We start from the raw sequence: 25,321 nt of genomic DNA, 5'->3' as shown, positions 1-25,321 counted from the left end.
TACGGAAACGAGTATTTAAAGAAGGAAATTAAATTCTGTGCGGCAATATGGCGGAAATCCAACGTAATATTGCCCGCTTTGCCAAGCCTGTTAGTGCTTTGCCAGCACGAAACTGGACAGGACGACAAAAATACTTTACCCCAGCGCGCGGATGCAATAGTCGGTCATGGCCGCCTGCACCTGCGGGTCTTCGCCGATCGCACCGGCCACTTCCAGGCGCAGGCCCGGATGCGCGGCGCGGATGGCATCCGCCAGCTGCGGCAGGTCGCGCAGCAGGTGGCCGCCCTGGCCCAGGAACACTGGCACCACCGTGATCTCGTCGACGCCCTCGTCCACCAGCGCATCGACGGCGGCGGGCAGGCGCGGGTCCATCAGTTCGAGGAAGGCCAGGCGCACGGGCACGTCGGGCAGCCTGCTCTGCGACTGCTCGCGCAGGCGCTCGAAAGGCGCGGCCCAGGATTGGGCACGCGCGCCATGTGCAAACAGGACGAGTGCGCGTTTCATCAGTGTCTTTCCACCCACATCAGGGCGCCGATCGCCAACAGCAGGAACAGCAGGCTCGGTGCGGCCGCCGTGAAGAAGGCCGGCAGCGCGGTCAGGACGCCCAGGTTCGAGAACAAGGCGTTCAGCAGCAGGAAGCCGACGCCGATCATGATGCCGACAAAGATCTTGAGGCTCACGCCGCCGCTGCGCGTGTGCAAGTAGGCGAAGGGCAGCGCCAGCGCCATCAGCACCAGGATCGACAGCGGATCGATGAGCTTCTTCCAGAACGCCACCTTGAAGCGACCGGTCTCCTGGCGGTTTTCCGCCAGGTGGCGCGTATAGACGGCCAGTTCGTTGGCCGACATGCGCTCGGGGTCGGAACGCGACACCGACAGGATCTTGGGGGTGATCTCCGAGGCCAGGTCGAGGCTGTCGAGCTTGCGGGTGGCGACGGCGGAGGTGTCCTGGCCGAAGGTGGCGGCAATCGACTGCCCCTGCGGCACCGGCGTGCCCGGCGCCGGCAGCACGCGGCTGTTGGAGAACATGGTCTCGGTGACACCAAGCAGGCGCCAGGTATTGTTGCCGCGGTAGCTGCCGCTGCTGGCGGTGATCAGGGCGCGCATGCGCATGTTGGCGTCGAATTCGTACAGGCGCACGTCGACCAGCTGGCCGTCGGAACGGACCTGGCGCACATTGAAGAAGCGCGTGCCGATCACCGGGCCCTTGACGCCCTCGGCATGGATGCTGTCCTTGGTCCACATGCCCGAGCGGAACTCGGCCGACATGGTCGAGCCCTTCGCCGCCAGGCGCACGCGCTCGGCCATCGGCGCCGTGCGCGGCGTGATCAGTTCGCCGAAGATGAAGGTGATCAGCACCAGCACGAGGCCGACCTTGAACAGCATCCAGCCCGCCATGCGCGTCGACATCGAGGAGGCGCGCATGATGGTGAACTCGGAGCTCGAGGCGAACTGCGCCATCGTGTAGATGGTGCCGATCAGGGCCGCCACCGGCATCACCTGGTAGACGTTGCCCGGCACCAGCAGCAGCACGTACATCACCGCATGCTCGAATTCGTAGCCGCCCTTGCCCACCGAAGGCAGCTCGGCGGTCAGGTCCATGAAGGAGATCAGGGCGAGGAAGGCGACCGCGACGAAGGCGACCGCCTGCAGGATGTTGACCGCGAAATAGCGTTGCAGGATGCTCATTCGGCCTCCGCCTTCGCCAGCGGCTGGGGAGCCGGGGCCTTGCCCTGCCCGCGTCGGCGCCGCTTCCAGGCGCCCAGCAGCGCCAGCGGATGCCAGCGGTGGTTGACGTTCAGGCGCCAGGCGAACAGCACCGCCACCGTGAGCGCGGCGGCCAGGTGCAGCGGCCACCAGGCCATGTCGAACTCGAGCCTGCCGCGCTGGACGCTCTTCTCCATCATCTTGTTCAGGTTCAGGTAAGTGAAGAAAATCAGCAGCGCCAGGATCATGTTGGCCGAACTGCCGGCGCGCGGGTTGACGAAGCCGAGCGGGATCGCCAGCAGCATCAGCACCAGGCAGATGACCGGCGCCGAGATGCGCGCCAGCAGCTCGGCGCGGGTGTACTGGTTCTCGACCTGCAGCAGCACCGCGGTGGGCAAGGCGTTGGTGGGCGTGTCGGTGCCGAGCACCGGCACCCGGGTGGCGACGCGCATCTTGTAGCGGTCGAACTCCATCGACTGGAAGTCGGCCTGCCCCGGGGTGCCGGAATAGCGCCGGCCATTGCTCAGCACCAGGTACTGGCCGCCCTTGGAATCCGACTCGATCACGCCTTCCTTGGCGACGACGACCGAGGTATTGCCGTTCTTGTCCTGCGAATTGACGAACACGTTCTGCACCACGGTGGCGCCGGTGGTGGAGCGTTCGACGAAGAACACGCGGTCGGCGGACGAGGATTCGCGGAACTGGCCGGGCGCCACGCGCTTGAGGTCTTCGCGCTTCTGGAAGCGCTCCACGAACTCGGCGCGCTTCAGCGCGGCCCATGGCGCCGCCACCAGCGACAGCGCGGCCACCACGGCCACGATCGGCAGGCCGAAGGTGAGCACGGGGCGGATCCAGCGCATCAGCGAGGTGCCGGACGCGAACCAGACGACCATCTCGGAATCGCGGTAGCTGCGCGTGACCGCCGCCAGCACCGAAATGAAGACGGTGAGGGTCAGGATGGTGGGAAGGTAATTGAGGATGGCGAAACCGATGAGGGCCAGGACATCGCTTGGATCGACCTTGCCGCCGGCGGCCGTGCCGAGGACTTTGATGAGCGTCCAGGTGACAAGGATCGTGAACAGCACCGTAAAGGTGGCGCCGGCCGAACTGGCCAATTCACGTTGCAGGGCGCGTCGAAAGATCATTCAATAATAGCTATAATTGCAGGTTAGGCACATGAGTTTGCAAATGCGCCGCGAAATCAAACCGGAGAACCAAAAATGGACTTTAGCATAAAAGCATTCGACACCAAGACCACCCTGGCCGCCGCGAAAGCCGGCGTGGTGGCGGTTGCCGTGTTCGAAAACAAGACCCTGTCGCAGGCTGCCAAGGCCCTGGATGCCGGCGGCGACATCACCGCTGCGCTCAAGTCCGGCGACATCAGCGGCAAGGCCGGTTCGACCCTGCTGCTGCGCGGCGTGAAGGGCGTCGGCGCGGCACGCGTGCTGCTGGTGGGCATGGGCACGGCCGATGCCTTGAGCGAAAAGAACTACAGCACCGCGATCGGCGCGGCCCTGAAGGTGTTCGCCACCCTGGGCAGCCAGGATGCCATTATCGCATTCCCGCTGGCGGATGTGAAAGACCGTGACGTCAACTGGGCGGTGCGTGCACTGGTGATCGCCGCCAATGAGACCGAGCACAGAACTGATACCCAGAAGAGCAAGAAGGATCCGGCCCTGGCAGGCGTGCGCAAGATCGTCATCGCCGCCGACGCCGCCAACGCCGCCACCCAGCTCAAGGGCACCCTGGCCCAGGCCGTCGCCATCTCGAACGGCATGGCCCTGACCAAGGAACTGGGCAACCTGTCGCCGAACGTCTGCACTCCAACCTACCTGGCGAATACCGCACGCTCGTTGGCGGACCAGTATGGCTTCGAGATCGAAGTCCTGGAGCGCAAGCAGCTCGAGGCGCTGAAGATGGGCAGCTTCCTGTCGGTGGCCAAGGGCAGCGACGAAGCGCCGAAGTTCATCGTGCTCAAGCACATGGGCGGCAACAAGAAGGATGCACCGACCGTGCTGGTCGGCAAGGGCATTACCTTCGACACCGGCGGCATCTCGCTCAAGCCGGGCCCCGGCATGGACGAGATGAAGTACGACATGTGCGGCGCCGGCTCGGTGCTGGGCACCTTCCGCGCGATCGGCGAGATGAATCTCAAGCTGAACGTGATCGGCATCGTGGCGGCCTGCGAAAACATGCCGTCGGGCCGCGCCAGCAAGCCGGGCGACATCGTGACCTCGATGAACGGCCTCACCATCGAGATCCTGAACACCGACGCCGAAGGCCGCCTGATCCTGTGCGACGCCCTCACCTACGCCGAGCGCTTCAAGCCGGCCGCCGTGGTCGACGTCGCGACGCTGACCGGCGCCTGCATCGTGGCCCTGGGCCACCACACCAGTGGCCTGTTCACCCGCCACGACGACGCGCACGACGCGCTGGCCCAGGAACTGCTGGACGCCGGCAAGCAGGCCGGCGACGTGGCATGGCGCTTCCCGCTGGGCGAGAACTACAACGAGCAGCTGAAGTCGAACTTCGCCGACCTGGCCAACATCGGCACCCCGGGCGCCGCCTCGATCACGGCGGCCTGCTTCCTGGAGAACTTCACCCGCAAGTACACCTGGGCCCACCTGGACATCGCCGGCACCGCCTGGAAGTCGGGTGCGAACAAGGGCGCGACCGGCCGTCCGGTGCCGCTGCTGACCACCTTCCTGATGAACCGCGTGTAAAACGCAGGGCGCCCGATGAAATATTCTTTCATCAGGGAGCCAGTGTGAAATATTATTTCACCAAGAAAAACAGCCCCGCATGCGGGGCTGTTGCATTTTATACCTTAAAAAACGGCGCTCTGGACCCGCTCGGCCGCCGCCAATTCCTCGGGCGGCTTCGCCGGTGTCATCAACACGGTCAGGTTGGCGGGATACGACCAGCTGGCGCCCGAATACTTGTCCACCGCGAATCCCATGCCGGCACTGATCACCACATTGCCCATCAGACTCATCGCATCGGGGCGCGATCCGAATGCTTCCTGCCCCATCCCCAGGCCCGCCTTCTTGCAGCTGACGACCAGGGGTTCGGCGCTGCGTGAGATGGTGACGCGGCCGGGCGCCACCACGAACCAGCGCCCGAGGTTATTGCTCAGAAGGCAGCCCACCCCGCCGACTTCCTGGTAATCGAGCACGGCGTGCAGTTCGACCTGCTGCTGCAGGGGCGCATCGGACACGGTCGCACAGCCGCCCAGGACGAGCGGTGCGAACAGGAATGGGAGCGAAAAGCGGGAAAAACGCGACATGGGGGCCTGCCAGAAATACTGTATGCCCCTTTAACGGCAGGCAAGAGCGTATCCTGAAGGGCAGGACGCTATTCGTCCCCGATGACGGAAAAGCGCGGCACGGCCACGCCCTCGACGCTGACGGTCTCGAAGAAGGCGGCGCGCGGACGCACCCAGACGGCGCCGTCCTGGCCGCGGTAGACCATCACGGGCGTGTGGTCCGCTTCCATGACGGCTTCACAGACCAGCTCGTAGATGCCGCCCTTGTAATGGCGGTAGCGCCGTGCCGCCGCCAATTCAGGCCTTGGTCTCTTCCAGCGTCTTCTGCTTCTTCTTGAGGCCCTGGATGACCTTCAGCACGCCTTCCATGCCGGCGGCTTCATCCAGCTCGCTGAAGGCGTCGAGCACTTCGTTGAGCACGCGGTTGCGCACCGCGGCTTCGTCCTGCGTGACCGCAGGCTTTTGCTCGCCTTCCTTGGCGAACTTCGACGGCGCCTCGGCCGCAGCCTTGGCGCCGTGCGTCAGGGCAGCCTGCCAGATCACCCAGCGGCGCTGGGTTTCATAGACGAGGTATTCCTCGGGCTTGTCTTCGCGGCGGCGCGTAATGTGGCCTTCGCGTTGGGCCCACGCTTCGAATGCATTGCGCATTTCAGTCCTTTGTAAATCGGCGTTCGGGTTCATTTGCTATCGAAAAAACAAGGTTTCGAATAGTACCATTTTGCACCTTGCTAACATGTCCGCACGATTGAGCGTGCATGCAGCAACCGAACTTGTTTCCAGGTGTGCAAATAGTACAGCGTTAGTTGCCCTAACGCAATTATTATATTCCACACAGAAACAGTGTTAAATGCTTTGGCGCTAGTTTAATTCTTTTGCGAACGTTTTTACAGCCCGCACAGCATAAATTTGCCAACTTCTTTATTATTCTATTAAGTTATTCTAGCATAGACCCTTGTATGGCACACAATGTTAGTGGCTCTTTAATAACAATTGCTGTGTGACTAGCATAAATACAACTGTCATATCATTGGCAATGATTCACCCAGAATAAATCGGGGATTGGATTGCATTGCCGGGATAAAGCCCTTGGCTATCCGCTGATCCTGGAAGCGGTTATCATGCCGCCTTTGCCACCCGTCCCCATGCCCATGAAGATCGCCACCTGGAATGTCAATTCGCTGAAAGTCCGCCTCCAGCACCTGCTCACCTGGCTGGAAGCCAATCCGGTCGACGTCCTGTGCATCCAGGAAACCAAGCTCACCGACGATAAATTCCCGCTGGCCGAGATCAATGCCGCCGGCTACCAGGTCGTTTTTGCCGGCCAGAAAACCTATAACGGCGTGGCGATCCTGTCGAAGCATCCGATCGAGGACGTCCAGAAGGGCAATCCCCATTTCGAGGACGAGCAGCAGCGCCTGATCGCCGCGACTATCGCCGGCATGCGCATCATCTGCGCTTATGTGGTGAACGGACAGGAAATCGGCAGCGACAAATTTGCCTACAAGATGGCCTGGCTGGACGGCCTGCGCACCTGGGTGGCCGAGGAAATGCGCAGGTTTCCAGAGCTGGCCGTGCTGGGCGACTACAACATCGCCCCGGAAGCGCGTGACGTGCACGATCCGAGCGAATGGGAAAACCACATCCACTTCACCCCGCCGGAACGCGCGGCGCTGCAGGAATTCATGGCGCTCGGCTTGACGGATGCCTTCCGCCTGTTCGAGCAGCCGGAGAAGCAGTACAGCTGGTGGGACTACCGCAACCTGGCCTTCCGCCGCAACCGCGGGCTGCGCATCGACCATATCCTGCTCACCGAGGCACTCGCGAAACGCTGCACCGCCTGCCACATCGACCGCGAGACGCGCAAGTGGGAGCAGCCGTCGGACCATGCCCCAGTCGTGGCGACCCTAGGCGACTGAAGCGTCCAGCAGCCGCGCCGCCTCCAGGGCCGGCAGCGGCCGCGCGAACAGGTAGCCCTGCGCGAACTGGCAGCCGTAGCCAGCCAGCAGCGCGACCTGCCCTTCCGTCTCGACGCCTTCGGCCACCACCGACAGCCCCAGGCTGTTGGCCAGCGCCATCACCGCCGCCACGATGGCGCGGTCTTCCGCACTGGCTTCGAGCTCGCGCACGAAGGCGCGGTCGATCTTGATCTTGCGGACCGGGAAGCGCTTCAGGTAGGCCAGGCTCGAATAGCCGGTGCCGAAATCGTCGATCGACAGGCGCATGCCCATGCCGTTGATCTGGCGGAGGATGTCGAGCGTCTGCCCGCCATGCTGCATCAGCGCGGTCTCCGTCAGTTCGAATTCGACCAGCGCCGGGTCGATGCCGGTCTCGCCGACGATGCGGCGGATCGAGGACACCAGAGCGTCGTGCATGAACTGGCGCGCCGACAGGTTGATCGCCAGCGGCACCGCAAGCAAGCCCTGGCGCTGCCAGGCGATGCACTGCTCGCAGGCGCTCTGGACCACCCACTCCCCCACCGGCACGATCATTCCGTTCTCTTCCAGGATCGGGATGAATTCGTCCGGCCCCACTACATTCTCTCCGTCGCGGCGCCAGCGCAGCAGCACTTCCAGCGCGTGCAGGCGCCGCGTGCCGGTGTCGACGATGGGCTGGTAGTGCAGCTCGAATTCCTCGCGCGCGAGCGCCCCGCGCAGCTGCGATTCCAGCTCGAAGCGCCGCGTCGCCGCCTGGTTCATGCGCTGGTCGAAGAACTGGTAATTGTTGCGGCCGGCCGCCTTGGCGTGGTACATCGCCGCGTCGGCATGGCGCATCAGGGTGTCGACGTCCTTGCCGTCGTCGGGGCACAGGCAGATGCCGATCGAGGGCGTGATGTGCAGGCTGCGGCCCTCGAACGGGTACGGAGTGGCCAGCAGGTCGATGATCTTGTCGGCCACCTGGGCGCACTCGCGCGCGCCGCCGACCTCCGGCAGCAGCACCACGAACTCGTCGCCGCCCAGGCGCGCCACGGTGTCGCTGTCGCGCACCGCCGTGCCCAGGCGCCGCGCGGCCTCGCGCAGCAGCTGGTCGCCGGTGGCGTGGCCGAGCGAGTCGTTGATGGTCTTGAAGCGGTCGAGGTCGAGGAACATCACGGCCAGCTTGCGGCCATTGCGCTGGGCAGCGCGCAGCGCGCACTCGAGCCGGTCGGACAGCAGCGCGCGGTTCGGCAGGCCGGTCAGGCTGTCGTGGTAGGCCATGTGGTGCACCCGCGCCTCGGCCTGGCGCCGTTCGGCGATTTCTTCCTGCAGCAAGGCGTTGGCCCCGGCCAGTTCGGCGGTGCGCTCCGCCACCCGGATCTCGAGCTCGTCGCGCGCGCGCCGGATCGCATCGGCCGCCTCGCGCCGCGCGGTGACGTCGTCGATCAGCCAGACGCTGCGCCCGCTCTTCTGGTCGGCATCGAACAGGCGGCCCGACAGGCGCGCCCAGAACGGCGTGCCGTCGCGCCGCGCCATCAGGTATTCCGCCGTGTGCACCTGCCCTGCGCCGAAGCTGCGCGCGGTGTCGAGGCGCGCCAGCTTCCAGCTGGCCTCGTCCGGGTACAGGGCGCGCACCGGGGTGCCGTCCATGCCGCCGGCGGGGCTGCCGAACAGCTCTTCCATCTTGCTGTTGCAATGCAGGGTGACGCCGTCCTCGACCACCGCGATGCCCAGCACTGCGTTGTCGAGGATGGCGCGGTTCTCCATCAGGGCATTGCGCAGCTGGATCTCGTCGTGACGCTCGCGGGTGCGGTCCTCGAACAGCCAGATCGTACCCAGTCCCGGGTCTTCCGGATTGAACAGGTAGCCGTTGAGCTGGCCCCAGATGCGCGAGCCGTCCTTGCGCACCATTTCGGTCTCGGCGCGGTAGGGAATGCCGCGCGCCAGCTGCGGGTAGGCGGTCGCGCCGAAGTCGTGCCAGGACTGGTCGTCCGGGTAGACGATGCGGGTCGAGCGGCCCAGCGCCTCGCCGTCGCGGTAGCCGAACATCCTGGCGAAAGCCGGGTTGTAGCGCTGGATGATGCGGTTGCGCGTGTACATGATGCCGATCGTGGCGTTCTGCATGATCGCCTGCACCTCGAACAGCGTCTGGCGCACCTCGGTCACGTCCTCGGCGATCCAGATGGTGCCGGCCTCGCGCGCCCCGGGGTCGACCGCGCGGCCGCGCAGGCGCGCCCACATGATCGAGCCGTCGCGCCGGCGGAAGGCTTGCTCGCCCTTTTCGTACAGGCCGCCGGCGGCCAGCACCGGATAGGCTTCCGCCACCAGCGCCTGGTAATCGTCGGGCGTGAGGAAGATGTCGGCCGGACGCAGGCCGCACATGTCGGAGTAGGAATAGTCGAGCATCTCGCAGATGCGCGGATTGCAGGACTTGAACTGGCTGGGCAGCGTGAAGACGATGCCGACCGGCGCGTTTTCCAGGATGGCGTGCTGGTCGCGCAGGGCGATGCGCAGCATCTCGTGTTCGAGATCGCGGGCGTCAGGCGGCAGGGCCTGGTCAGCAGGGGCGTCGCCTGCTGCGAGCTGGAGCTCGCCGGAGTGTCGGTCCATGGTTCGTGATTGTCTCTCGGCTAACTTGCCATTTAGAAATCATAAACCACAAAGCCTTCTTGTTCCAAAACTAAGAGACACAAAAGATGGGCCGTGTTGTTACGGCCCATCAATCATGCAGGCGAGTTACTTCAAGCTTCTTCGAAATAATCGCCCGGAACACGCACCCAGCCTTGCATCAGCACGCGCGCGCTGCGGCTCATGATCGCTTTGGCGACGCTCCATTCGCCCTCCGATTGCACTGCCTCCGCCCCCACCCGCAGGGTCCCGGACGGATGGCCGAAGCGCACCGCGCTGCGCTCGCCGCCACCGGCCGCCAGGTTGACCAGGGTGCCGGGGATCGCGGCGGCGGTGCCGATGGCCACCGCGGCCGTGCCCATCATCGCGTGGTGCAGCTTGCCCATCGAGAGCGCGCGCACCAGGAGGTCGACGTCGCCCGCGTTCACTTGCTTACCGCTCGAGGAGACGTAGTTCGCCGGTTTCGCCACGAAGGCCACCTTGGGCGTGTGCTGGCGCTTGGCCGCTTCCTCGATGCTGTCGATCAGCCCCATGCGCATGGCGCCGTGGGCACGGATGGTCTCGAACATGGCCAGCGCGCGCGGGTCGCCGTTGATGGCCTCCTGCAGCTCGGTGCCGGTGTAGCCGATCGCTTCGGCGTTGACGAAGATGGTCGGGATGCCGGCGTTGATCATGGTCGCCTGCAGCCGTCCGACACCCGGGACGTCCAGCTCGTCGACCAGGTTCCCGGTCGGGAACATCGACCCGCCGGCGCCCTCCTCCTCGGCCGCCGGGTCGAGGAACTCCAGTTGCACCTCGGCCGCCGGGAAGGTCACGCCGTCGAGTTCGAAGTCGCCGGTTTCCTGCACCTCGCCCATGCTTACCGGGACGTGGGCGATGATGGTCTTGCCGATGTTGGCCTGCCAGATGCGAACTAGCGCCATGCCGTCCTGCGGCACGCGTTCCGGGTCAACCAGGCCGCTGGCGATGGCGAACGAGCCGACCGCCGAGGACAGGTTGCCGCAGTTGCCGCTCCAGTCCACAAAAGGCTTGTCGATCGAGACCTGGCCGAACAGGTAGTCGACGTCATGGTCGGCCTTGTCGCTCTTGGCGACGATCACGGCCTTGCTGGTGCTGGAGGTGGCGCCGCCCATGCCGTCGATCTGCTTGCCGTAGGGGTCGGGGCTGCCGATCACGCGCAACAGCAGCGCGTCGCGGGCCGGGCCGGGCACGCGCGCGGCCTCCGGGAGGTCTTGCAGGCGGAAGAACACGCCTTTGCTGGTGCCGCCACGCATGTAGGTGGCGGGGATCTTGATTTGGGGGGGGTGTGCCATATGAATCCTTTTTTGTGGCGATTCAAACGCTGGTTGGACGCGTGGGCGGGAAACCCGCCCACCCTACGGTCATCGATGTTCGTAGGGTGGGCGGGTCCCCCGCCCACGCGGTCAAATCACGCTAGCGATTACGCGGCAGCTTTGGGAGCCGACGATTCCAGGAAGTCTTGCGCGAAGCGCTGCAGCACGCCCCCTGCCTCGTAGATCGCCACTTCCTCGGCGGTGTCGAGGCGGCAGGTCACCGGGACCTCGACGCGCTCGCCGTTATTGCGGTGGATTACCAAGGTCAGGTCGGTGCGCGGGGTACGCGCACCTAGCACGTCGAAGGTCTCGGTACCGTCGATGCCGAGCGTCAGGCGGTTCACGCCCGGCTTGAATTCGAGCGGCAGCACGCCCATGCCGACCAGGTTGGTGCGGTGGATGCGCTCGAAGCCTTCGGCCGCGATCGCTTCCACGCCCGCCAGGCGCACGCCCTTGGCCGCCCAGTCGCGCGACGAGCCCTGGCCGTAGTCGGCGCCGGCAATCACGATCAGGGGCTGCTTGCGCTCCATGTAGGTCTCGATCGCTTCCCACATACGCGTCACGGTGCCTTCCGGCTCGATGCGCGCCAGCGAACCGGCTTTCACGTTGCCCATCTCGTCACGGACCATCTCGTTCTTCAGCGTCGGGTTGGCGAAGGTGGCGCGCTGCGCGGTCAGGTGGTCGCCGCGGTGGGTGGCGTAGGAATTGAAGTCTTCTTCCGGCAGGCCCATCTTCGCCAGGTATTCGCCGGCAGCCGAATCCAGCAGGATCGCGTTCGACGGCGACAGGTGGTCGGTGGTGATGTTGTCGCCCAGGACCGCCAGCGGACGCATGCCAGAAAGCGTGCGCTCGCCGGCCAATGCGCCTTCCCAGTAGGGCGGACGGCGGATGTAGGTGCTCTGCGGGCGCCAGTCGTACAGCGGGCTCACCTTTTCGCCGTCGTCCACGACGCGCGCGAACATCGGCGTGTAGACCTTGCGGAACTGCTCCGGCTTGACGGCCTGCGCCACCACGGCGTCGATCTCTTCGTCCGACGGCCACAGATCGGCCAGGCGGACCTCTTTGCCGGAAGCGTCCACGCCCAGCACGTCCTTCTCGATGTCGAAGCGGATGCTGCCGGCGATCGCATAGGCCACCACCAGCGCCGGCGAAGCCAGGAAGGCCTGCTTGGCGTAGGGGTGGATGCGGCCGTCGAAGTTGCGGTTGCCCGACAGGACGGCGGTCGCATACAGGTCGCGTTCGATGATCTCCTGCTGGATGGTCGGATCCAGCGCGCCGCTCATGCCGTTGCAGGTGGTGCAGGCAAAGGCGACCACGCCGAAGCCCAGCTTTTCCAGCTCCGGCATCAGGCCGGCTTCTTCCAGGTACAGGGCCACGGCCTTGGAGCCCGGCGCCAGCGAACTCTTGACCCAGGGCTTGCGGGTAAGACCTGCGCGGTTGGCGTTGCGGGCGATCAGGCCGGCCGCGATCATGTTGCGCGGGTTGTTGGTGTTGGTGCAGCTGGTGATCGCCGCGATGATCACGGCGCCGTCCGGCATCAGGCCCGGTTCATTCTCGACCTTGGCGGCGATGCCGCGCTCGGCCAGTTCCGAGGTCGGCACGCGCTTGTGCGGGTTCGACGGACCGGCGATATTGCGCACCACGGACGACAAATCGAAGGACAGCACGCGCTCGTACTGGGCGGTCTCGAGGCTGTTGGCCCACAGGCCGGCTTCCTTGGCGTAGGCCTCGACCAGCTGCACGGTCTCTTCCTCGCGGCCGGTCAGGCGCAGGTACTTGATGGTCTGCTCGTCGATGTAGAACATCGCGGCGGTGGCGCCGAATTCCGGCGCCATGTTCGAGATGGTGGCGCGGTCGCCCAGGGTCAGGCTGGATGCGCCTTCGCCATAGAACTCGAGGTAGGCCGAGACCACTTTCGACTTGCGCAGGAACTCGGTCAGCGCCAGCACGATGTCGGTGGCGGTGATGCCGGGCTGGGGCTTGCCGGTCAGCTCGACGCCGACGATGTCCGGCAGGCGCATGTACGAGGCGCGGCCCAGCATGACGCTTTCGGCTTCCAGGCCGCCCACGCCGATCGCGATCACGCCCAGGGCGTCGACCATCGGGGTGTGCGAGTCGGTGCCGACCAGGGTGTCCGGATAGGCCACGCCGGCTTCGCTCTGGATCACCGGCGACATGCGCTCGAGGTTGATCTGGTGCAGGATGCCGTTACCCGGCGGGATCACGTCGACGTTCTGGAAGGCCTTCTTGGTCCACTCGATGAAGTGGAAGCGGTCTTCGTTGCGGCGGTCCTCGATGGCGCGGTTCTTGGCGAAGGCGTCCGGGTCGAAGCCGCCGCATTCCACGGCCAGCGAGTGGTCGACCACCAGCTGGGTCGGGACCACCGGGTTGACCATGGCGGGGTCGCCGCCCTGCTCCGCGATGGCGTCGCGCAGGCCGGCCAGGTCGACCAGCGCGGTCTGGCCCAGGATGTCGTGGCAGACCACGCGCGCCGGGAACCACGGGAAGTCGAGGTCGCGCTTGCGTTCGATGATCTGCTTGAGGGCATCTAGCATGCTGGCCGGGTCGCAGCGGCGGACCAGGTTCTCGGCCAGCACGCGCGAGGTGTAGGGCAGCGTGTCGTAGGCGCCGGGCTGGATGGCCTCGACCGCGGCGCGCGTGTCGAAGTAGTCCAGCGAGGTGCCCGGGAGGGGTTTGCGGTGGTTGGTGTTCATCATGATGAAGCTCGATATAGCCTGTTTGTTTAGCCAGCCTTCGAGCCGTCATTCCGGCGTAGGCCGGAATCCAATTTTGTGTGCAGGCCGCTCAAGCAAAACTTGGGTACCGGCCTTCGCCGGTACGACGGTCTCCGGGCTAACGGTACTGTCTTATTTACGATCCCCAATCGGCACGAACTGCAGGTCTTCCGGACCCACGTAGTTCGCGCTCGGGCGGATGATCTTGTTGTCGATGCGCTGCTCGATGATGTGCGCAGCCCAGCCGGAGGTGCGCGAGATGACGAACAGCGGCGTGAACATGGCGGTCGGCACGCCCATCATGTGGTACGAGACGGCCGAGAACCAGTCCAGGTTCGGGAACATCTTCTTGACCTCCCACATCACCGATTCCAGGCGCTCGGCGATGTCGAACATCTTCATCGAGCCGGCTTCCTGCGACAGGGTGCGCGCCACTTCCTTGATCACCACGTTGCGCGGGTCGCTGATGGTGTACACCGGGTGGCCGAAGCCGATCACGACTTCCTTGTTGGCCACGCGGTTGCGGATGTCGGCTTCGGCCTCGTCGGCGTTCTCGTAGCGCTTCTGGATTTCCAGCGCGACTTCGTTGGCGCCGCCGTGCTTCGGACCGCGCAGGGCGCCGATTGCGCCGGTGATGGCCGAGTGGATGTCGGAGCCGGTGCCGGCGATCACGCGCGAGGTGAAGGTCGAGGCGTTGAACTCGTGCTCGGCGTACAGGATCAGCGAGGTGTGCATCGCGCGCACCCAGGATTCGCGCGGCTTCTCGCCGTGCAGCAGGTGCAGGAAGTGGCCGCCGATCGAATCGTCGTCGGTTTCCACGTCGATGCGCTTGCCGCTATGGCTGAAGTGGTACCAGTACAGCAGCATCGAGCCGAAGGAGGCCATCAGGCGGTCGGCGATGTCGCGCGCGCCCGGGACGTTGTGGTCGTCCTTTTCCGGCAGGGTGCAGCCCAGCACCGACACGCCGGTACGCATCACGTCCATCGGGTGGGCGCCGGCCGGCAGCGCTTCCAGCGCGCTTTTGACCGCCTGCGGCAGGCCGCGCAGCGATTTCAACTTGGCCTTGTAGCCCTTCAGTTCGGCGCTCGTCGGCAGCTTGCCGTGCACCAGCAGGTAGGCGATCTCTTCGAATTCGCAGGTGGTAGCGACGTCCAGGATGTCGTAGCCTCGGTAGTGGAGGTCGTTACCGGTCTTGCCGACCGAGCACAGCGCGGTATTGCCGGCGGCGACGCCGGACAGGGCCACCGATTTCTTCGGCTTGAACGTTGGGGTCTCGTTGTTCTGGGTGCTCATGCGTGGAATCTCCTGAAGCTGAATTATTTGGTCTTCTTCTGGGCGAACAGCGCGTCCAGTTTCTGTTCGTAGCTGTGGTAGTCGATGCGGTCGTACAGTTCGGCGCGGGTCTGCATCGTGTCGAGCACGTTCTGCTGGGTGCCGTCGCGGCGGATCGCGTTGTAGACGTTCTCGGCCGCCTTGTTCATGGCGCGGAAAGCCGACAGCGGGTACAGGGCGATGCTCACGTTCGCGCTGCGCAGTTCGTCCAGCGTGAACAGCGGGGTCGCGCCGAACTCGGTGATGTTGGCCAGCACCGGCACCTTCACGGCATCGGCGAACTGTTTATACATCTCCAGGCTGGTCATGGCTTCGGGGAAGATCATGTCGGCGCCGGCTTCCACGCAGGCAATAGCGCGCTCGATGGCGGCGTCCAGGCCTTCCACGGCCAGCGCATCGGTGCGCGCCATGATCACGAAGTCCTCATCGGTACGCGCGTCGGCGGCGGCCTTGACGCGGTCGACCATCTCGTCCTTGCTGACGATTTCCTTGCCCGGACGGTGACCGCAGCGCTTGGCGCCGACCTGGTCTTCGATGTGGCAGGCGGCGGCGCCGGCCTTGATGAGCGAGCGCACGGTGCGCGCGACGTTGAAGGCCGAGGCGCCGAAACCGGTGTCGATGTCGACCAGCAGCGGCAGGTCGCACACGTCGGTGATGCGCCGCACGTCGATCAGGACGTCTTCCAGGCCAGAAATGCCGAGGTCCGGCAGGCCCAGGGAGCCGGCAGCGACGCCGCCGCCCGACAGGTAGATGGCGCGGTAGCCGGCGCGCTTGGCCAGCAGCGCGTGGTTGGCATTGATGGCGCCGATGACCTGCAGCGGGGATTCTTCCTGGACGGCCTTGCGGAACGCGGCGCCGGCGGAGTGGTGGCTCATGCTTAAACCTTTCGAATGATGCGTTGATCGAATACCCACCTGCCAATGCAAGTGGCGTGCCAGTCCGACATTCCTTATGGATCAAGGACTTGGCGCAGCTTCGACAGCTCATGTGTTTCACCGAAACGCAACATGAAACACAAATGAAACATTGTAGCAACAAAAAAACCCCGCCGCAGCGGGGTTTGGTCCAGGCGTAGGCGCTTAGTGTGCGCTTGCCGCCGCGGCACCGATGCCGGTTTCCGAACGCACTTCCTGCGCTTCGAAGCCGGCCTTGTCGATCGCGGCGCGCGGGCTCTTGTCGGTCACCGAGAAGAACCAGATGCCGAAGAAGCCTACCGCCATCGAGAAGATCGCCGGCGAGGTGTAGGGGAAGATCGCGGTGGCGTTGCCGAGCACGTCGACCCACACCGACTTCGACACCAGGGTCAGCACGACCGCGGTGGCCAGGCCCAGGAAGCCGCCCACGGTGGCGCCGCGGGTGGTGCAATCCTTCCACAGCACCGACATGAACAGCACCGGGAAGTTGGCCGAGGCCGCGATCGCGAAGGCCAGCGACACCATGAAGGCGACGTTCTGCTTCTCGAAGGCGATCCCGAGCAGCACCGCGATCACGCCCAGCGCGATGGTGGTGATCTTCGAGACCTTCAGTTCGTCGGCGCTATTGGCCTTGCCCTTCTTGAACACGGTGGCGTACAGGTCGTGCGACACCGCCGAGGCGCCCGACAGGGTCAGGCCGGCCACCACCGCCAGGATGGTCGCGAAGGCCACCGCCGAGATGAAGCCCAGGAAGATGTCGCCGCCCACGGCATTGGCCAGGTGCACCGCCGCCATGTTGTTGCCGCCCAGGAGCTTGCCGGCCGCATCCTTGAAGGCCGGGTTGGTACCGACCAGCACGATCGCGCCGAAGCCGATGATGAAGGTGAGGATGTAGAAGTAGCCGATCCAGGTGGTGGCCCACAGCACCGACTTGCGCGCCTCTTTCGCGCTCGGGACGGTGAAGAAGCGCATCAGGATGTGCGGCAGGCCGGCGGTGCCGAACATCAGCGCCATGCCGAAGGAGATCGCCGAGATCGGGTCTTTCAGGAAGGTGCCCGGGCCCATGATGGAATCGCCCTTGGCGTGCACCTCGGTGGCGGCCGAGAACAGCTGTTCCGGGCTGAAGTTGTACTGCGCCAGCACCGCGAAGGCCATGTAGGAAGCGCCCGACAGCAGCAGCACCGCCTTGATGATCTGCACCCAGGTGGTCGCGGTCATGCCGCCGAACAGCACGTAGACCATCATCAGCACGCCGACGATGACAACGGCGATCCAGTATTCCAGGCCGAACAGCAGCTTGATCAGCTGGCCGGCGCCGACCATCTGCGCGATCAGGTAGAAGGCCACCACCACCAGGGTGCCGGAAGCCGCGAACACGCGGATCGGCTTCTGGTGGAAGCGGTAGGCGGCCACGTCGGCGAAGGTGTAACGGCCCAGGTTGCGCAGGCGCTCGGCCATCAGGAAGGTGATGACCGGCCAGCCGACCAGGAAGCCGATCGCGTAGATCAGGCCGTCGAAGCCGTCCAGGAACACGGCGGCCGAAATGCCGAGGAAGCTTGCCGCCGACATGAAGTCGCCGGCGATCGCCAGGCCGTTCTGGAAGCCGGAAATGCCGCCGCCGGCGGTGTAGAAGTCGGATGCCGAGCGGGTCTTGGCGGCGGCCCACTTGGTGATGAACAGGGTCGCCACCACGAACAGCGCGAACATGCTGATCGCGGTCCAGTTGGTGGCCTGCTTGGTGGCCTGGCCGAGGTCGGGCGCGGCCAGGACGGCGCCGCTGGCGAGCAGCAGCGCAGCTGCGACGGAAGAACGGTTCAGGGCCTTCATGCCGCCACCTTCTTTCCGCTGCCGCTGCCGTTGCCGCCGGCCACGTTGGCCTTGATGGCGTCGGTCAGCTGGTCGTACTCGCTGTTGGCGCGGCGCACGTAGATGGCCGTGACCACGACGGTGAACAGGATCACGAACAGGCCCAGGGGAATGCCCCAGGTCATGACGCCGTCGCCGATGCGGCTGCCCATGAATTCCTTGTCGAAGGCGCAGAGCAGGGTGAAGCCGTAGTACACGACCATCATGCTCCAGGTGAGGATCCAGCCGAAGCGCGAACGCTTCGTGACCAGCTTGCGATAGTTGGGGTCGGCTTTGACCCGCCGAACGATGTCTTGATCCACTTGTGTCTCCTGTTATCTATTCTGGTGATGCCTGGTATTCAGGGCTGGATCCCATCCTACGGGCGTGCCCTTACCTCATTCTTACGCTGGCTTACGCGTAACTGACAGCAGCCGGCCCTGCAAGTTCAAGACAGGCGCATGGAATCGGCTACACTTGCCGCATGAGTCCATCCACACGCAGCCACAGCGACGGCGGCGACAAGCCGGTCATCTGGACCGTGTCGGTGTCACGCCTGTCCGACCTGTTCCGCGACATCACCCTCGAGTACGATCACCTGGCGACGATCGAACCGGTCCACCTCGGCTTCGACGAAGCCGCGCGCACGCTGCGCGAGCGCCTCGCGACCGAGCGCTGCGACGTGGTGATCGCCGCCGGTTCGAACGCCGCCTACCTCAAGGGCAGGATCTCGGTGCCGGTGGTGGTGGCCAAGGCCAGCGGCTTCGACGTGATGCAGGCCCTGGCGCGCGCCCGCCGCGTGTCGAACCGCATCGGCGTCATCACCTACCAGGCGCCGCTGCGCGAACTGGCCGAGTTCGCCGACACCTTCGGCATCGCGATCGCGCAGCGCACCTACGTGACCGAAGAGGATGCGCGCGCCTCCATCAACGAACTGAAGGCGGCCGGCATCGAAGTGATCGTCGGCGCCGGGTTGATTACCGACCTGGCCGAGGAAGCGGGCCTGACCGGGGTGTTCCTGTACTCGGCCGCCTCGATCCGCCAGGCTTTCGACGACGCGCTCGAGATGGCGCGCTTGACCCACCTGGAAGCGAGCCGCGGACGCCGCATCGCGGGCGCGGATACGCGCCGTGCACGGCGCGGCCTGCACGACCTGCGCGGCGAATCGAACGCGATGGAACGCCTGCGCCAGACCGTGGTGCTGTACGCGCGCTCGCCGGCCACGGTGCTGATCCAGGGCGAGACCGGCAGCGGCAAGGAACTGGTGGCGCAGGCCATCCACCGCGAGGGCCCGGCGCGCGCCGCCAACCGTCCTTTTGTTGCAGTGAACTGCGGCGCGATCGCCGAATCGCTGCTGGAATCCGAACTGTTCGGCCACGAGGAAGGCGCTTTTACCGGCGCGCGCCGCGGCGGCCACGCCGGCCTGTTCGAGGCGGCCAACGGCGGCACCCTCTTCCTCGACGAGATCGGCGAAATGCCGCTTGGCCTGCAGACGCGCCTGCTGCGCGTGCTGGAAGAGCGCGAAGTGATGCGCGTGGGCGGCACGCGGCCGGTGCCGATCGAGGTGCGCGTGATCAGCGCCACCCACTGCGACCTGGAAACGCGCGTGCGCGAGGGACGCTTCCGCGCCGACCTGTTCTACCGGCTGGCGGTGCTGCGCCTGGCCCTGCCGCCGCTGCGCGAACGGGTCGCGGATATCGTGCCGCTTGGCGAGTGGTCGCTCAAGAACGCGCTGGCGGCGCTGGACGCCAGACCGCACCCGAACCTGCACGCCGAGATGCAGGCCTGCGCGTCCGTGCTGGAAGCCTACGGCTGGCCCGGCAACGTGCGCGAGCTGCGCAACCTGATGGAGCGGCTGGCGCTGTTCCTGGCGGCGGAGCCGCTGCAGGCCTTGACGCCGAGTTTCCTGGTGTCGATTGCTCCTGAACTAAACAAGGCGGCGACGGTGCCTGCGCCCACGCCGGAGGCCGATACCGAAAGCATTGCGGCGGTGCTGGCGCGCTTCAACGGCCAGCGCGATGCGGCGGCGAAGCATCTGGGCATCAGCCGCACGACCCTGTGGCGGCGTTTGAGAAGTGAGAACCCGTAGGGTGGGCGGGTCTCCCGCCCACGCGGTGATAGTTTGCAGCAAGATCATCGCGCCCGTAGACGGAGCCGATAACAATCACCGCGTGGGCGGACAAGCCGCCCACCCTACAAATTCCCCACCCCGCGTTGGATCAACACCGTGTTAAATTATCGCCGTATCATGACTTTTTTACATGGCCTGGCGCCCATTGATACGAGCAAGCGCCAGCTCTTCGACTAGCGTCCGCCCATGAAGCGGCGCACCGCCCGGGCCCCTGCCCGGCCTGACGGAGGCACTATGCAACATGCGTCGCAAGCGGCTTTGTTTTCCCTGATCGGTGATACCCCCCTGATCGAAGTGACCCGGATCGACACCGGTCCCTGCCAGCTGTTCCTGAAACTCGAATCCCAGAATCCCGGCGGCTCCATCAAGGACCGCATCGGCCGCGCCATGATCGAGCAGGCCGAGCACGACGGGCACTTGGCGCCGGGCGGTACCGTGGTCGAGGCCACCGCCGGCAATACCGGCCTGGGGCTGGCCCTGGTGGCGCGCATCAAGGGCTACCGCGTGGTGCTGGTCGTCCCCGACAAGATGGCGGCCGAGAAGATCCTGCACTTGAAGGCGCTCGGCGCCGAGATCCACCTGACCCGCTCCGACGTCGGCAAGGGCCATCCCGAGTACTACCAGGATGTTGCGGCGCGCCTGGCCAGGGAGATCCCCGGCGCCTGGTTCGCCGACCAGTTCAACAACCCGGCCAACCCGCGCGCCCACGAAACCACGACCGGTCCCGAGATCTGGGACCAGGTCAACCACAAGCTCGATGCCATCGTGGTCGGGGTCGGCTCCTCCGGCACCCTCACCGGCCTGTCGCGCTATTTCAGGAAGGCCCAACCCAACCTGGAATTCGTGCTGGCCGACCCGCAGGGCTCGATCCTGGCCGACTACGTCAACACGGGCGTGCTGCGCACTGATGCCGGTTCCTGGGCGGTCGAAGGCATCGGCGAAGACTTTATCCCCGGCATCGCCGACCTGTCGCGGGTGAAGAAGGCCTACACCATCCCCGACGAGGAAAGCTTCGGCACCGCGCGCCTGCTACTGCAGCAGGAAGGCATCCTGGCCGGCTCGTCCACCGGCACCCTGCTGGCCACCGCCCTGCGCTACTGCCGCGAGCAGACCCGTCCGAAACGCGTCGTCACATTCGTGTGCGACACCGGCACCCGCTACCTGAGCAAGGTGTACAGCGACGGCTGGATGGTCGACCAGGGCTTGATCACGCGCTCCAGGACGGGCGACCTGCGCGACCTGATCGGCCGCCGCTACGACGAGGGCGAAGTGGTCACGGTATCGCCCTCCGACACCCTGCTTACCGCCTTCAACCGCATGCGCAACGCCGACCTGCAGCAGCTGCCCGTGATCGACGACAAGGGCCGGCTGGCCGGCCTGATCGACGAGTCCGACCTGCTGCTGCACGTCAGCGCCGAACCCAAGCACTTCAGCGCGCCGGTGTCGAGCACGATGACCTCCTCGCTCCAGACCCTGCTGCCCACAGCCAGCATGGGCCACCTGCGCGAGATCCTCGACCGCGGGCTGACCGCCGTGATCCATGACGGCGAGCGCTTCTACGGCCTGGTCACGCGCTACGACCTGCTCAACCACCTTCGCAGGACTCTTTCATGACGGACCAGAAAAAACACATTGCCACCCGCGTGATCCACGGCGGCCAGGCGCCGGAGCCGGCTACCGGCGCCGTGATGCCGCCAATCTTCGCCACTTCGACCTTCCGCCAGGAGAGCCCGGGCGTGCACAAGGGCCTGGACTACGGCCGCTCGCACAACCCGACGCGCTGGGCCCTGGAGCGCTGCGTGGCCGACATCGAAAGCGGCAGCGCGGCCTTCGCCTTCGCCTCCGGCCTGGCCGCGATCGCGGCGGTGCTGGAACTGCTGCCGGCGAACTCGCACATCGTGGCCGGCGACGACATGTACGGCGGCACCTTCCGCCTGTTCGAGCGCGTACGCAGGAAGAGCGCAGGCCACAGCTTCGCCTACGCCGACCTGACCGATCCGGATGCGCTCGGCAAGGCGCTCACGCCCGAAACCAGGCTGGTGTGGGTGGAGACGCCGACCAACCCGATGCTCAAGCTGGCCGACCTGGCGGCCATCGCGGCCCTGTGCCGCGCGCGCGGCATCATCACCGTGTGCGACAACACCTTCGCCAGCCCGATTGTCCAGCGTCCGCTGGAACTCGGCTTCGACATCGTGGTGCACTCGACCACCAAGTACATGAACGGCCACTCCGACGTGATCGGCGGCGTGGCGGTGGTCGGCAGGGAGAAGCGTCATGCGGCCCTGGCCGAGGGGCTCGGCTTCATCCAGAACGCCGTGGGCGCCATCCAGGGTCCGTTCGACAGCTTCCTGGTGCTGCGCGGGATCAAGACCCTGGCCCTGCGGGTGGAGCGCAGCAGCGCCAACGCGCTGGCGCTGGCCCAGTGGCTCGAGCACGAGCCGAAGGTACGCAAGGTATTCTATCCGGGCCTGGAATCGCACCCGCAGCACGCGCTGGCGCGGCGCCAGATGAACGGCTTCGGAGGCATCGTGTCGATCGACCTGGCCACCGACCTGGCCGGCAGCAGGCGCTTCCTGGAAGCCTGCGAGGTGTTCACCCTGGCCGAGAGCCTGGGGGGCGTCGAGAGCCTGATCGAGCACCCTGCCCTGATGACCCATGCCAGCATCCCGGCCGAGCAGCGTGCCGAGCTGGGCATCGGCGACGGCTTGATCCGCCTGTCGGTCGGCATCGAGCACCTGGAGGACCAGCGCGACGACCTGCGCCGGGCGCTGGCCGCGATCTAACGCGGTGGTCGAGCCGCCCGAAGCGCCGCAGCACCTGCCCGACGGCGGCGCCGGTGACGAGAACGAGCTTGCCGTCGAAGCGCATACGCCCTCCTATTCCGTGTTCCTGGGTGCGCCGGTCGCCGCCTCGGCCGGCGCCGTGTGCGGCGCCGCGAAGTCGAATCCGGGGTAGTCGCTGTCCAGCGCCAGCGGCACCTGCAGGCACACGCTCTGGGTGGGCAGCACTTCGGTCCAGTCGCGGATCAGGTCGCGGTAGGCCAGCCCGACCGGGCGCAACTGGCGGTCGAGGTCGGCGAGGCCGAGGGCATTCACGTGGCCGTTGTTCTCGCGCAGGCCGGTGTCCCAGTCGACCTGGTCGGTCAGGGAGTACCAGGTGAAGCCGACCAGGGGCACGCCGTTGTTACGTACCCGCAGCACGTTGGCCCACTCCTTGCGCAGCCACTTCACGGCCTCGTCCCCGCACGCTCCCTGGCACAGATTGGTCTCGGTATGCATCACCGGCAGGCGGTAGCGGTTGTAGTACTGGTGCGTGATCACCGCGTAGCCGAAGATCTCCCCCGACGCCATGGTCGAGCCATCCGCCGACACATGGTGCTCGTTGGTCTGGTAGTAATCGTTCCCCATGATGCAGTGGTGCTTGAGGTTGTTGTTCAGGAAGAAGTGGTACTCGTCGCGCGTCATGCCGTTGTCGAGCAGGTACTCGTACATGGTGGAGTCGACGCGGCGGCCGTAGTTCAGGTCCAGCGACAGGAAGCGGCGCGCGTTCCTGGTCTCGGCCGGGCCGATCGCGGCGGGCGAGCGGGCGTGGAAGTACTCGGTCGATTCGCTCTGGACGAACAGCGCATCCGGGCGCACCTCGAGGATGGCGCGCATGGCCAGCAGGTTGGCCTTCACGATGTGCTTGAGCGCGGTGACGAAGGCCCGGTCGTCGCGCATCTGCTCGTTCCACCAGCCGTACAGGGCGGAGAACAGCGCGCAGATCGACATCTCGTTGACCGGCGTGTACAGCTGGGCCCAGGGATAGCGCTGGGCAAAGGCGCGCGTATAGTCGGCGAAGACCGCGGGGAAGTCCGGGTTCTGGAAGTCGCCCAGAAAATCGGGCAGGCCGAAATGACACAGGTCGACGATCGGCACCAGGCCGCGGCGCCGCAGGTCGGGGAACACCTCGTCGGCGAACGACCAGTCATAACGGCGCGCACCGAGCAGCGTCGTATGCAAGGGAGGGCCATAGCGCAGGAAGCGAATGCCGATTTCCTGCACCAGGTCGAAGTCGCGCCGCCAATGGCGGTAGTGCCCGCATTTGTCCATCTCGTCCATGCGGACCCGGCCGCCATCGATGGTCGGGATGCTGTTCTCGATGCCGGTGGCAAAGAGGAATCCGGGTTGGTTCGATACCATATGCGGTCCGTACGTGGCCACGCCGTGTCAATCGGATCGGCGCGCTGCGCGGCGCCTCTTCAAACTGTAGACCATGAAAGTGACAATGGCCAGGTTAACGGCCGGCAGGCCGGCGCTCAGCAGGCCGGGACGGCGCGCCAGCTCGTCCAGCTCGAACGGCAGGTAGATGGCGCCGCTGGCCGCCGCCAGGCCTTCCGCCCATGCGCGGCCATGCCACAGGCCGTAGGCCTCGACCATGCGCAGGCCTGAATACGCCAGGGCCGCCGCCGCAAGCTGCAGCAGGCGCGCATCGTCCAGCCGCTCTGCCAGCTCGACGAACACCCGGGGCGTGTGGGATGCGGGGTTCAGGTGCGCGTGCGCCAACAGCAGCTCGGCAAGGCGCTGGACGTCGCGGTGCAGCAGTGCGAACAGGCCGAAGCCGGTCAACAGCACCACCATGCCCTTGGCCGCCTCGAGCGCGGCCACGGCGCGAAGTCCCTGCGACAGGCGCATGCGTTCTCCCGTGGGGCGATCGCATGTATACTGCCGCTGCCTTCGCCCTTGTCCCTTTTACGAAAGAATACCTTGAAACAGCTGATCTCCTACTGCATCCTTGGCTTGAGCATGACGCTGGCCGTCACCGGCTGCAAGCGCGCCGAAAACCCTCCCGCGGCGGCCGCCGACAGCGTGACGCTGCAAAAGATCGACACCGTGGCCGGTACCGGCAAGGAAGCGACCGACGGTACGACCGTGGTCGTCCACTACACCGGCTGGCTGTACGAGCCGAATACCGAATCGAAGCGCGGCGCCCAGTTCGACTCCTCGAGCGGACGCGAGCCGTTCAGCTTCCACCTCGGCGGCGGCCAGGTCATTCCCGGCTGGGATGCCGGCGTGGCCGGCATGAAGGTCGGCGGCAAGCGCACCCTCATCATCCCCGCCAGCATGGGTTACGGAAGCTCGGGCGCAGGTCCGATCCCGCCGAATGCCAACCTGATCTTCGACGTCGAACTGCTCGACGTGCGCTGAGCGCTGTCCTCATGGCGCCGGCAACTCCGCCGGCGCCTGTTCCTTTCCAGTCTTCCCGGCTGTCCCCACGTAGCACGCCCTCCCCCCTGAAGTCCTGCCTGCAGGCAACGCCTCGCTCCCATATTGCCGCGTCCTAGTGCAGGACCGCGCGCCCGTCAACACCACATTTCGGCCTGGTGTGCCTTGCGCACAAAAAACAACGCGCGATAAAGCAGTATTTACATCAGCCTTTTGAGAGAGAAAACCAAATTTTATATGCACATCGGCTAAAACAAAGATATAAAATTTTTAATAGTTTCGTGCAATTCCATTATTTCCAAAGCTATAGTTGT

General features: G+C 65.5%; 21 protein-coding genes. 6 read left to right on the top strand and 15 right to left on the bottom strand.

The annotated features are described in order from the left end of the window. Positions 1-135 precede the first annotated feature (135 nt). From FG94_RS22485 to lptF, 3 genes are read right to left on the bottom strand one after another with little or no spacing between them, the layout of a single operon-like run. Complete coding sequence (locus tag FG94_RS22485) at positions 136-504, bottom strand: sirohydrochlorin chelatase (protein WP_036216348.1); 369 nt, start codon at positions 502-504, stop codon at positions 136-138. After that, the gene (gene lptG / locus FG94_RS22480; RefSeq protein ID WP_036216346.1) at positions 504-1,688 is read right to left on the bottom strand and encodes an LPS export ABC transporter permease LptG; all 1,185 of its coding nucleotides are present in this window, start codon (positions 1,686-1,688) and stop codon (positions 504-506) included. The genes FG94_RS22485 and lptG overlap by 1 nt, the downstream gene beginning before the upstream one ends. Continuing rightward, complete coding sequence (gene lptF / locus FG94_RS22475) at positions 1,685-2,851, bottom strand: LPS export ABC transporter permease LptF (RefSeq protein ID WP_036216344.1); 1,167 nt, start codon at positions 2,849-2,851, stop codon at positions 1,685-1,687. Before lptF ends, lptG begins: the two co-directional genes overlap by 4 nt. A gap of 75 nt (positions 2,852-2,926) precedes the next feature. Between lptF and FG94_RS22470 the strand changes: the two genes are divergently transcribed. Further along, positions 2,927-4,429 carry a leucyl aminopeptidase gene (locus FG94_RS22470; RefSeq protein WP_036216342.1) on the top strand — a complete coding sequence of 501 codons (1,503 nt, stop codon included), beginning with the start codon at positions 2,927-2,929 and terminating at the stop codon, positions 4,427-4,429. 104 nt (positions 4,430-4,533) lie between these two features. Here the strand turns inward: FG94_RS22470 and FG94_RS22465 are convergent, their stop codons facing one another. From FG94_RS22465 to FG94_RS22455, 3 genes are all read right to left on the bottom strand, one after another. Further along, the gene (locus FG94_RS22465) at positions 4,534-4,992 is read right to left on the bottom strand and encodes a hypothetical protein (RefSeq protein WP_081926135.1); all 459 of its coding nucleotides are present in this window, start codon (positions 4,990-4,992) and stop codon (positions 4,534-4,536) included. A 68-nt stretch (positions 4,993-5,060) separates the two neighbouring features. Next, positions 5,061-5,267, bottom strand: coding sequence for a DUF1653 domain-containing protein (locus FG94_RS22460; RefSeq protein ID WP_036216341.1), 207 nt, complete (start codon positions 5,265-5,267; stop codon positions 5,061-5,063). Between the two features lies 1 nt (position 5,268). Further along, entirely contained in the window at positions 5,269-5,619 is a 351-nt protein-coding gene (locus FG94_RS22455; RefSeq protein WP_027866250.1) for a hypothetical protein, read from the bottom strand. Between the two features lie 500 nt (positions 5,620-6,119). Between FG94_RS22455 and xth the strand changes: the two genes are divergently transcribed. Beyond that, entirely contained in the window at positions 6,120-6,887 is a 768-nt protein-coding gene (gene xth / locus FG94_RS22450; protein WP_036216597.1) for an exodeoxyribonuclease III, read from the top strand. Here xth and FG94_RS22445 read toward each other — a convergent pair. The 7 genes from FG94_RS22445 to FG94_RS22415 all read right to left on the bottom strand — a co-directional run bounded on the left by FG94_RS22445 (position 6,876) and on the right by FG94_RS22415 (position 17,995). Then, the gene (locus FG94_RS22445; protein ID WP_036216339.1) at positions 6,876-9,494 is read right to left on the bottom strand and encodes an EAL domain-containing protein; all 2,619 of its coding nucleotides are present in this window, start codon (positions 9,492-9,494) and stop codon (positions 6,876-6,878) included. The genes xth and FG94_RS22445 overlap by 12 nt on opposite strands. 131 nt (positions 9,495-9,625) lie before the next feature. Continuing rightward, positions 9,626-10,825 (bottom strand): 2-methylaconitate cis-trans isomerase PrpF, encoded by a 1,200-nt coding sequence (gene prpF / locus FG94_RS22440; protein WP_036216337.1) that lies wholly within the window; start codon positions 10,823-10,825, stop codon positions 9,626-9,628. A 128-nt stretch (positions 10,826-10,953) separates the two neighbouring features. Then, positions 10,954-13,560 (bottom strand): Fe/S-dependent 2-methylisocitrate dehydratase AcnD, encoded by a 2,607-nt coding sequence (acnD, locus tag FG94_RS22435; protein WP_036216595.1) that lies wholly within the window; start codon positions 13,558-13,560, stop codon positions 10,954-10,956. Positions 13,561-13,713: 153 nt separating this feature from the next. Beyond that, complete coding sequence (gene prpC, locus FG94_RS22430; RefSeq protein ID WP_036216334.1) at positions 13,714-14,874, bottom strand: 2-methylcitrate synthase; 1,161 nt, start codon at positions 14,872-14,874, stop codon at positions 13,714-13,716. A gap of 23 nt (positions 14,875-14,897) precedes the next feature. After that, the gene (gene prpB, locus FG94_RS22425) at positions 14,898-15,788 is read right to left on the bottom strand and encodes a methylisocitrate lyase (protein WP_036216332.1); all 891 of its coding nucleotides are present in this window, start codon (positions 15,786-15,788) and stop codon (positions 14,898-14,900) included. A gap of 204 nt (positions 15,789-15,992) precedes the next feature. Continuing rightward, the gene (locus tag FG94_RS22420) at positions 15,993-17,654 is read right to left on the bottom strand and encodes a cation acetate symporter (RefSeq protein ID WP_036216330.1); all 1,662 of its coding nucleotides are present in this window, start codon (positions 17,652-17,654) and stop codon (positions 15,993-15,995) included. Continuing rightward, the gene (locus FG94_RS22415) at positions 17,651-17,995 is read right to left on the bottom strand and encodes a DUF485 domain-containing protein (protein ID WP_051997004.1); all 345 of its coding nucleotides are present in this window, start codon (positions 17,993-17,995) and stop codon (positions 17,651-17,653) included. Before FG94_RS22415 ends, FG94_RS22420 begins: the two co-directional genes overlap by 4 nt. 161 nt (positions 17,996-18,156) lie before the next feature. On the opposite strand from FG94_RS22415, the gene prpR reads away from it, so the two are divergent. The 3 genes from prpR (at position 18,157) to FG94_RS22400 (ending at position 22,586) form a co-directional block, all read left to right on the top strand. Further along, the gene (prpR, locus tag FG94_RS22410; protein ID WP_036216327.1) at positions 18,157-19,761 is read left to right on the top strand and encodes a propionate catabolism operon regulatory protein PrpR; all 1,605 of its coding nucleotides are present in this window, start codon (positions 18,157-18,159) and stop codon (positions 19,759-19,761) included. A gap of 276 nt (positions 19,762-20,037) precedes the next feature. Then, a complete protein-coding gene (locus FG94_RS22405; RefSeq protein ID WP_036216325.1) occupies positions 20,038-21,417 on the top strand; it encodes a pyridoxal-phosphate dependent enzyme in 1,380 nt (459 codons plus the stop codon). Next, positions 21,414-22,586, top strand: coding sequence for a PLP-dependent aspartate aminotransferase family protein (locus tag FG94_RS22400; protein ID WP_036216323.1), 1,173 nt, complete (start codon positions 21,414-21,416; stop codon positions 22,584-22,586). The genes FG94_RS22405 and FG94_RS22400 overlap by 4 nt, the downstream gene beginning before the upstream one ends. A 93-nt stretch (positions 22,587-22,679) precedes the next feature. Here FG94_RS22400 and FG94_RS22395 read toward each other — a convergent pair whose 3' ends face one another. After that, on the bottom strand, positions 22,680-23,984 hold the full coding sequence (locus FG94_RS22395) for a family 1 glycosylhydrolase (RefSeq protein ID WP_051997003.1): 1,305 nt from the start codon (positions 23,982-23,984) through the stop codon (positions 22,680-22,682). A gap of 27 nt (positions 23,985-24,011) precedes the next feature. Continuing rightward, positions 24,012-24,476, bottom strand: a complete 465-nt coding sequence (locus tag FG94_RS22390) for a DUF2127 domain-containing protein (RefSeq protein ID WP_036216320.1) — start codon at positions 24,474-24,476, stop codon at positions 24,012-24,014. 72 nt (positions 24,477-24,548) lie between these two features. Between FG94_RS22390 and FG94_RS22385 the strand changes: the two genes are divergently transcribed. Then, positions 24,549-24,989 carry an FKBP-type peptidyl-prolyl cis-trans isomerase gene (locus tag FG94_RS22385; RefSeq protein WP_229446035.1) on the top strand — a complete coding sequence of 147 codons (441 nt, stop codon included), beginning with the start codon at positions 24,549-24,551 and terminating at the stop codon, positions 24,987-24,989. Positions 24,990-25,321: the final 332 nt, after the last annotated feature.

It is taken from the genome of Massilia sp. LC238 (genome assembly GCF_000735635.1).
Classification (GTDB): Bacteria; Pseudomonadota; Gammaproteobacteria; order Burkholderiales; family Burkholderiaceae_D; genus Telluria; species Telluria varians.
Note: the sequence above shows the minus strand (reverse complement) of the source record. Positions and strands in the feature narration are given on the sequence as shown.